The organism is Pseudomonas sp. Root401 (genome assembly GCF_001425105.1).
Lineage (GTDB): Bacteria > Pseudomonadota > Gammaproteobacteria > Pseudomonadales > Pseudomonadaceae > Aquipseudomonas > Aquipseudomonas brassicacearum.
In genome coordinates, this window is record NZ_LMDO01000050.1 from 1 (window position 1) to 8,506 (window position 8,506).

General features: G+C 61.0%; 7 protein-coding genes. 4 read left to right on the top strand and 3 right to left on the bottom strand.

The window, feature by feature from the left end; all coding sequences use genetic code 11:
- Positions 1–177 precede the first annotated feature (177 nt).
- Positions 178–582 carry a DUF488 domain-containing protein gene (locus ASC85_RS25920; RefSeq protein ID WP_057451922.1) on the bottom strand — a complete coding sequence of 135 codons (405 nt, stop codon included), beginning with the start codon at positions 580–582 and terminating at the stop codon, positions 178–180.
- Positions 583–766: 184 nt separating this feature from the next.
- Between ASC85_RS25920 and ASC85_RS25925 the strand changes: the two genes are divergently transcribed.
- From ASC85_RS25925 to ASC85_RS25935, 3 genes are read left to right on the top strand one after another with little or no spacing between them, the layout of a single operon-like run.
- Positions 767–1,603: a response regulator transcription factor gene (locus ASC85_RS25925; RefSeq protein WP_236712409.1), complete on the top strand. Its 837-nt coding sequence runs from the start codon at positions 767–769 to the stop codon at positions 1,601–1,603.
- Positions 1,603–3,990 (top strand): hybrid sensor histidine kinase/response regulator, encoded by a 2,388-nt coding sequence (locus tag ASC85_RS25930; protein ID WP_057451919.1) that lies wholly within the window; start codon positions 1,603–1,605, stop codon positions 3,988–3,990. The genes ASC85_RS25925 and ASC85_RS25930 overlap by 1 nt, the downstream gene beginning before the upstream one ends.
- 1 nt (position 3,991) lies before the next feature.
- On the top strand, positions 3,992–6,340 hold the full coding sequence (locus tag ASC85_RS25935) for a TonB-dependent receptor (protein WP_057451920.1): 2,349 nt from the start codon (positions 3,992–3,994) through the stop codon (positions 6,338–6,340).
- On the opposite strand, the gene ASC85_RS25940 is transcribed toward ASC85_RS25935, so the two are convergent.
- Positions 6,324–7,409, bottom strand: a complete 1,086-nt coding sequence (locus tag ASC85_RS25940; protein ID WP_057451921.1) for a sensor domain-containing diguanylate cyclase — start codon at positions 7,407–7,409, stop codon at positions 6,324–6,326. The two genes, ASC85_RS25935 and ASC85_RS25940, sit on opposite strands and share 17 nt — an antisense overlap.
- A gap of 488 nt (positions 7,410–7,897) precedes the next feature.
- Between ASC85_RS25940 and ASC85_RS32375 the strand changes: the two genes are divergently transcribed.
- Positions 7,898–8,278, top strand: a complete 381-nt coding sequence (locus ASC85_RS32375) for a hypothetical protein (protein ID WP_156395711.1) — start codon at positions 7,898–7,900, stop codon at positions 8,276–8,278.
- Positions 8,279–8,290: 12 nt separating this feature from the next.
- Here ASC85_RS32375 and ASC85_RS33320 read toward each other — a convergent pair.
- Positions 8,291–8,506 (bottom strand): hypothetical protein (locus tag ASC85_RS33320; protein ID WP_236712410.1); only part of this gene is annotated, 216 nt, incomplete at its 5' end.

An 8,506-nucleotide genomic window follows, 5' to 3' on the forward strand; every position in this document is an offset into this window, starting at 1 on the left:
GAAGTCTCCCACGGTCCGTACTGGCTAGAGTCGGAATCGAGCTTTTAGTCCCGCCCACCCCTTCAAGTCTAAACATACAAGCGAGCTTGCTCGCGATAGGGCCAGGTCAGGCAACATCAATGGCCGCTGGTTTACCGCTATCGCGAGCAAGCTCGCTCCCACAGGTAGTTCAGTGACTCAGCGCTCCGGAAACTCAGACAAATAACAAACCGACGAACTCCCCTCCGCCCGTTTATCCACTTCATCCTCCAACCACTGCGCCAACACCACCGCATTATTCTCAACCGTCGACTTGGCCGCATACACCAACGTCAGCGTCCCATCCCGCGCAATATCCACCAGCTTCCACCAATGCTCTGGCCGCGCCGCCAGCTCACGCCGATACGCCACGCTGAACTCGGCAAACGAAACCGCCCCCGCCTTGAACGCCTTGCGCAATTCATGGGGAGGCCCGACCTCCGGCAGCCACTGCGCAATCGCCAACGCATCCTTGCGGCAATTGCGCGGCCACAACCGGTCCACCAGAACCCGTACGCCATCCGCGGCGCTGGCTGTTTCATAGGCGCGTTTGCACTGGATCATCAAAGCCTGCCTGTCGAAGTGGAATCGCCTCAGCATAGCGGCCATGGACATATCGGCGCCTTCAAGTCTTCGCCGCACCTGCCGCTATTGGTGTAACGATTTTTACCGATCCATCGATTTTGCGTTGCGATACCGTTGCTTTCCGGCAATTAATTGGCAAACGCACGATAAGAGAACGTAGCGAATGGACGACGGACGATACGAAAGGCGGGCGGCTCTGGAGGCAAGCGCGGCGGTGTCGTCCGAGCCGCCGCATATTCTGCTGATCGACGACGTCCCGGAGGATATCCGCGCAACGCTCATCCTGCTCAAGGCGCAGCCCTGGCGCGTTTCCCTGGCCAGCGATGCCCACCAGGGTTATCAGCGGGCACTGGCCTTGCGTCCGGATTTGATCGTGCTGGACGTGCACATGCCGCACATGAACGGTTTCAGCCTGTGCCGGCTGTTGCGCGAGGCGCCGACGACCCGGCACACGCCCATCCTGTTCCTGTCTTCAGCCAACAGCTCCATCGAACGCCTGGAAGGGCTCACCGTGGGCGCGGTGGATTACATCCCCAAGTCCTGCGCGCCCGAGGAAGTGCTGGCGCGTATCAAGATCCACCTGCAATTGACCTGGCGCGCGCCGCCCACCCATCAACACAACCCCGTCGATCCGGAGCCGGAAGGCGACGAGATCGTCCTGCGCGCCGCGATGCGGTTGATCGAAGACCACCTCGATGACATGCCGTCCCTGGTCCAACTGGCGCAAAAAGTCGGCACCCATGAGAAGCGTCTCTCGCGGATTTTTCGCGAGCACCTGGGGCTGACAGTGTTCGCCTACATTCGCGACGCACGACTGCGGCGCGGCCAGGATCTGCTTTCCGAAAGCGCCATGAGCGTGCAAGACGTTGCCGAACTGGTGGGCTTTCGCAACGCCTGCAACTTCACCACGGCCTTCCGCCAGCGAATCGGCATGACGCCCAGCCAGTTTCGCCAGCAAGCCCTGGGCATCACCGAAACCGAGTTGGCCGGGCGCGCCTGATGCGGCTCCTACAGGTTTTATTGCTGACGATAGCGTTGTTATCCACAGGCCTGGCGCATGCGGCGTCTGTGGATATCTGCCGCACTGACTATCTGAACCTGATGCCGGTAGCGCAGATTTTCGAGGACACCCAGGCACACCTGAGCCTGGAACAAATCGCTCAACGGCCTGACGCCGATTTCAAAGCCGCGACCCCAAGCTGGCCGACCCAAGGCTACAGCCGCTCTGCATTCTGGTTGAAATTACAACTGACCAACTCAAGCGCTGCGGTGTGTTCGCGCCTGTTGGTGGTTGGCGCACCGCGCCTGGAAGACATCCGCGTCTACCAACCGGGACGTGTTGCCCACGGCGGAGCCGCCTATCCCTTGGCCGAATGGCCCCGGCCGGCGACGCGTCAGCCGGCGTTCCCGGTGTCCTTGGCGGCGGGGGAGAGCACCACGGTGTTCGTCCGAGTGGCGAGCAATTTCCAGATGCTGTTGGAGCCGGAGCTGTGGTCCGAACCGGCGCTGCTGCGCAGTCAGCAACAGACTTATTTGAGCGACGGGCTCACCCTCGGCATCGTCCTGCTGGTCGTGCCGTTCGGCTTCATCGTCGGCTGGATCCTGCGCTCCCGACTGCTCACCGTGAACGCCGGCGCAGTCCTGAGCTACATCCTGCTGACCTGCATCCTCAACGGCTACCTGATCCACTGGCCCAGCGCACTGGGCTGGACACGCGAGCTGCTGACCTTCGCCAGTGCAACCTCGATCGTCCTGTTCCTGGCCTACATGCGCGTGCTATTGCAGGTTTCCCAACTGCCCAAGATCATTGGCTGGAGCTACTGGGTGCCGCTGTTGGGCTGTGTCTTCGGCCGACTCTGGTGGCTCAAGGCCGACCCGGTCCAGGGCGCGCTAATTGTCCAAATCTCGCTGATGAGTTTCTACGGCGCGCTGCTCCCCACCTTGTTTATGGCGTGGCGCAGGCGTCTGGCCTACAACTGGATGGCCTGGCTGGTGCCGGCGCTGTTGCTTGGGCAATTGCTGATGCGGCTGTTCTTCCCCCAGGAGCAATTGCCCTGGCAGTCGCCGCAAAGCAAATACAGCTTATCGTCCACCCTGGCGGGCGTGGCGTTGCTGGTGTGCACGTTGATCATGGAAGTCACCCGCAGTCGCAACCGCGAAAAAAACGCCCTGTCCACCCTCGACCAACAACGCCAGGCCGAACAGGAACGCCTGGAAAGCACCGTGGCGCTGCGCACGTCGCAGTTGCGCGAATCCCTGGCGGCGCGCAGCGCGTTGATGGCGCGGATCAGCCACGACCTGCGCTCGCCGCTGGTGCGCATCATCGACTACGCGCGGCTGCTGCACGCCGGCCCCAATCGCGACTATCAAGCCACCATCGAGCGCAACGCCCGCCAGCAACTGGAGCTGATCGACGAGATGCTCGAGTTCTCCCATGGCGAGCTGGAGCAGATGCAACTGAGCCTCGCGCCGGGTTATCTGTACGGCTTCCTCAACGAGATCGCAGACGAAGCGGGCTTTCTCGCCGCACGCCAGGGCAACACCTTTGAGGCGGTGCTGGCGGATGACCTGCCACCCCTCGTAGAGGCTGACTTCAAACGCCTCCGGCAGATCCTCATGAACCTCCTGGCGAACGCGGCGAAATTCACTCGCAACGGCCAGATCCGTTTCGAAGTGAGCGCTTCTTCAGGTGCGAGCACCGACACCGTGGAACTGCGCTTCAGCGTGATCGACACCGGCATTGGCATCGATCCGCAAGAGTTCGAACAACTGCTGCAACCGTTCCGCCGCGGCCGCAATGCCCAGCGCTTCGAAGGCAGCGGGCTGGGCCTGTCCATCGTCACGCAACTGCTGGAACGCATGGACAGCCGCCTCGAACCCCAAACCACGGGGCAGGGCAGCCACTTCAGTTTTCGCCTGCAACTCAAATACGCCGAGGAACACGACCTCGAAAACGGCATCGTCGACAACAACGCCACGCCATTCGACGGCCAGGGCAAACACGTCCTGCTGGTGGACGACATCGAACAGAACAACGAATGGCTCTACGACCTGCTGGCCGGTTACGGTTTCGACGTGAGCATGGCGGCGAACGGCGAAGACGCCTTGGCCTGCCTGGCGGAACAGTCGGTCGACCTGTTGATCAGCGACCAGATGATGCCCGGTATGGACGGCTGGGAACTGCTGCGCCAAGTGCGCGACGCTGCGCGCGATCTACCCGTGATGCTTTATTCCGCAGTGCCGCCACGCAGGCCGGAGAACTATCCACAGGACCTGGCCTTCGACGCAGTACTGCTCAAGCCTGCCGACAGCCGCGAATTGCTGGCGTGCGTCAAGGCTCTGGCCTGCGCGGACACGGCGGGTCCGGCGATGGCTCGGGAGCAATAGCGTGCAGGGTTGGGGTTACCGACTGCTTTTGCTCGGCAGCCTTTCGATGGTGCCCTGGGCGAAGGTCCAGGCCGAACAAACGGCACCCACCGTCCTCACGCTCGACGAAACCACCGTCACCGCCCGCCGCCGCGAGGAAGATCCGCAAAACGTACCGATCCCGATCAACGTCCTCTACGGCGATCAACTGGACGAAGCCGGTCTGCATCGACTGCAAGACATCCAACAACGCGTGCCGGGCCTGATAGTGTCCGGCCACGACGCCCGCTACGCCGGCTTCGGCCTGCGCGGCTTCGGCGCGACCGCCTACAACGATGGCCTGGAAGGCAGCGTCGGCACCTACGTCGATGGCGTTTACCAGGCGCGCCAGGGCATGGCCTTCACCGAGTTGATGGACATCGAACGCATCGAAGTTTTGCGCGGGCCGCAAGGCACCTTGTTCGGCAAAAACACCACCGCCGGCGCGCTGAACATCATCACCAAACAACCGACGTTCCAGCCCGAAGCCAACCTCGAAGCCAGCTACGGCGAGCGCGGTTTGCGGGAATATCGCGGGACGATTTCCGGGCCACTGCAAGACGACGTGCTGGCCGGGCGACTCAACGTTTTCGACAGCGCCTCCGATGGCGCCGTGGAAAACCTGCAAGACGGCAGCCGCCTCGGCGACGCCGACAGCCAAGGCCTGCGCGGCCAACTACTGTGGACGCCGAACCCTGACTTCAGCGCCCGCTTGATCGCCGACTATGCCGAGCAAAACGAAGCCGGCAACGTCCTGCTGGTCAATCATTACGGCGAGCAAACCCGCAAACGCGCCAAGTTCCTCGGCTATCCACTGACCGAGCCCGACCCCTACAAACGCGAGTCCCGCATCGACGCGCCGGGCCATCCGCAAACCCTGCAGAACGGCGTCTCACTGGAGTTGAACTGGGACCTCGACGAGGCGATGCGCTTCACCAGCATCACCGCCTACCGCGACTGGGACTACCGCGCCACCCGCGACAGCGACAGCACCGCGCTGTCGGTGATCCAATCCGAAACCGCGCTGGGCCACCGGCAGTTCAGCCAGGAATGGCGCCTGTCCGGCACAGCCGGCTCGTCCGTCGACTATGTCGCCGGCCTTTACTACCTGCGCCAGCAGCTCGACCGGCAGATCGACGCCGAATACGGCAAGGACGCCGCGTCCTGGTTCATCGGCGATCAACTGGAGCAACTGAAGAAACTGGGCATCAACATCACCGATCCGAGCCAGGTGCCGGCCATGCTGCTGGACGGCGCCCGGCAACGTTACGACGGCGAGCAGAAGGGCGACAGCCGAGCGGTTTTCGGTCAACTCTCCTGGCGCCCGATTGACCCGCTGGAACTCACCGGCGGCCTGCGCTACAGCCAGGAGCGCAAGGACGGCTGGATCTCCCGCGACGTCAGCAACCTCGCCCCGCTGACCGGCTTGCCACCAGTGTTCCAGGCCGGTGGGCAATTGCTGCGCGACATCGCCCTCGGCGGTGATTACTACCGCGAGGACTCGATAAAAGAACACAACGTCTCCAGCCTCCTCAGCGCCAGCTACCGCTTCAGCGAGGCGGTGATGGGCTACGTCAGCTGGTCGCGGGGCTACAAGGCCGGCGGCATCAACTTCGACGTGGTCGGTCCGTTCACCGCGCCGACCTTCGAACCCGAGCGGGCCACCTCACTGGAACTGGGCATGAAAACGCGGTTCTGGGATGAGCGTGCCTTGCTCGACCTCGCCGTCTACCAGACCGACGTCGACAACTACCAAGCGCTTACCTACAGCCCGCCGACGTCGCTGTTCGCGCCACCGCTGCGCGACAACCTGATCAACGTCGGCAAAGTCCGTCTGCGCGGCATCGAACTCGATTCCGCCTGGCAACTCACCCCCCGACTCACTGGGCGCCTGGGCCTGGCCTGGAGCGATGCCCGCTACCGCAGCTTCCCCAACGCCCCGTGCCCACCGGCCTCGGGCCAATGGACCTGCGACCTCAGCGGCGAGCGCCTCTACAACGCGCCGGAATGGAACCTCAGCAGCGGCCTCGACCACACCCATCCGCTGCCCTACGGATTGGAAGCCTTCAGCGGTATCGACTACAGCTTTCGCACCGGCTACTCCGGCACCCTCGAAGGCGGCGAAGGCAGCTATCAACCCAGCTACGGCCTCACCAATTTGCGCCTGGGCCTGCGCAGCCAGGACCGCGCCTGGGAAGTGGAAGGCTGGGTGCGCAACGTCTTCGACCGCAACTACATCACCGCCGTCTATTCACTGCTCGGCACCGGCGACTACGGCGTCATCACCGGCAGCGAACGAACCCTCGGCACCACCGTCAGGCTTCGCTATTGACCGAAATAAACCGCGTCGGACAAAACGCCAAACGATTACCGCCAGCCTTCTTCGACAGATACATCGCCTGATCCGCCTTACTGATCAGCCCGTCGATCTCATGCCCATGCTCAGGGTAAAACGCCACCCCGATACTCGCCGCGATCTCCACCGTCTGCGCGCCAATCAAAATCGGCGCATTGGCCGCCGCCAGCATCCGCTTGAGCAACGGCTCGCTGTCCTCCACCGCCTGCAACCCCACCAGCCCCGCGACAAACTCATCGCCACCCAACCGCGCCAACGTATCGCCCTCCCGCAACGTCGCATTGATCCGCGCCGCGACAATCTGCAACACCCGGTCCCCCCAGTCATGCCCGTAGCTGTCGTTCAGCGCCTTGAACCCATCCAGATCAATAAACGCAATCGCCACCTTCTGCTGATAAATACGCGCCTTGCCCAACGCCTGACGCATCCGCTCGGCCAACAACAACCGATTGGGCAACTGCGTGAGCGCGTCATACCGCGCATCCCGCTCCAGCAACTGCAGCCGCTGCTTCATCTGCGTCATGTCGCCGAGCAGCGCCACGTAGTGCTGAACATTGCCGTGCCGATCATGCACCGCACTGATGCTGATCCGCGACGTCATCTCCCGGCCATCCTTGTGGTTGCTTTGAATCTCACCGGACCAATGCCCGTGGAAATCCAATGCGTTTTTCATCGGCGCGTAAAACGCGGTGAGGCGGCGGACCATGCGATGGGAGTTCAGCTCGCGCCCCTTGATCTCTTCTTGCCCGTAACCGGTGAGCCGCGTGAAGGCCTCGTTCACGGCGATGACCCGACCGAATGGGTCGACCAGGATAATGCCTTCGCGGGCGTGGCTGAACACCGTGGCGGCCAGCTCTGGGCACACGTTGTTGAGGCGACGGTCCAGCGTGGCTTCGTCACGGGTGGCGGGCCATATGTTGGAATCGAAGCCTTGCTGGGCCAGATAGGCGGCCAGGGATGACAGCGCCTTGTGCAGCCGGGTCAGGGCATTCGTGGCGAGCCTGGAGTTGAGGCAGTGGCTCCAGATGAAGGTGCGTAGGTTCATGGGGGTACACGGTGCTCGGTTGCAGCGGTAGGGGGTGAGTGGAGAAGGCATTATCGAGGTGGGAATGGGTGGGGGCGTTTGCTGGAGCGGATGTGAGCTTTGCGGGAAGGGATGGATTGGAAAGATTTTTTGGCGTGGGTTTTATAGCCAGGAAGAATTAATGGGTATGCACTTGTTGCTAGACGTTATTGCGCACTGTCATTTCCTACAGGAGGAGATGGGGTTGTTCGGAGAAGATGACGAAGGATTTGTTGTAGCAATGACACTTGCCTTGGTTGTGTCCCGGGGAGCCGTTGGTCGGCCCTGTGAGAGTTGACAGGTGCGCGCACAGATTGCCTGTTGTTTATTGTGATTGACGCTCCATCCGGGAGCGCCCCCTCAATTGCTACGTCTAAGTGTTTATCGATGTTGCGAGAGTAATTTGGCGTTTTCGAGTTGGTCTTGGTAGCGATGTCTACCAAGACTTTCATGTCAAGGAGATGAATATAATGTCTGTTGATAATGAAACAAGTTCAATAGTGACTATAAGGGCTAGCGGGAGCGATGCGTGGGCCGAAATCGAATTGGAATACTCGTGGTCATCAACTGGCACGTTATTCTCTATTAGGACGAAGAGGGTGCGGGCGGCAGACAATGGTCGTTCAAAAGGCAATATAAAACTGGCGCTTGTATCAGCGGTTGACACCGGTTGGAAGGAAATGAATGATGATGACGGAGTTCAAAATGGTCAATGGTACACTTTTGATACAACTCTTTCTGTGGCGGGAAACAACAAAGAAGCAACCATCCATTTCAACTGGATTTATGATCAGGCGTTTCCGAGAAAAGATATTAATATGACGGGTCAGAAAACAGTCTCGCGTAATTAGTTGAGGCAAAAATTAGCAACAGAAAAGGCAGGGACTGCTTCCTTGGCCCTGGCTTGGAATAATCGGTTCCCTTTCTGGCGCCTTTCTGGCCTCCTTTTTTTGTAGGGCGCTTTGAGAGGCAGCCCTTTCAAGGTCTTTGATAAAATCCCACAAAACTCCAGTCAGGGTGACGAAAGCAATGTGGGCAGAAGTTCTAGCGCGGTTTGAGAAAAAAGCACCGGCCAGTGT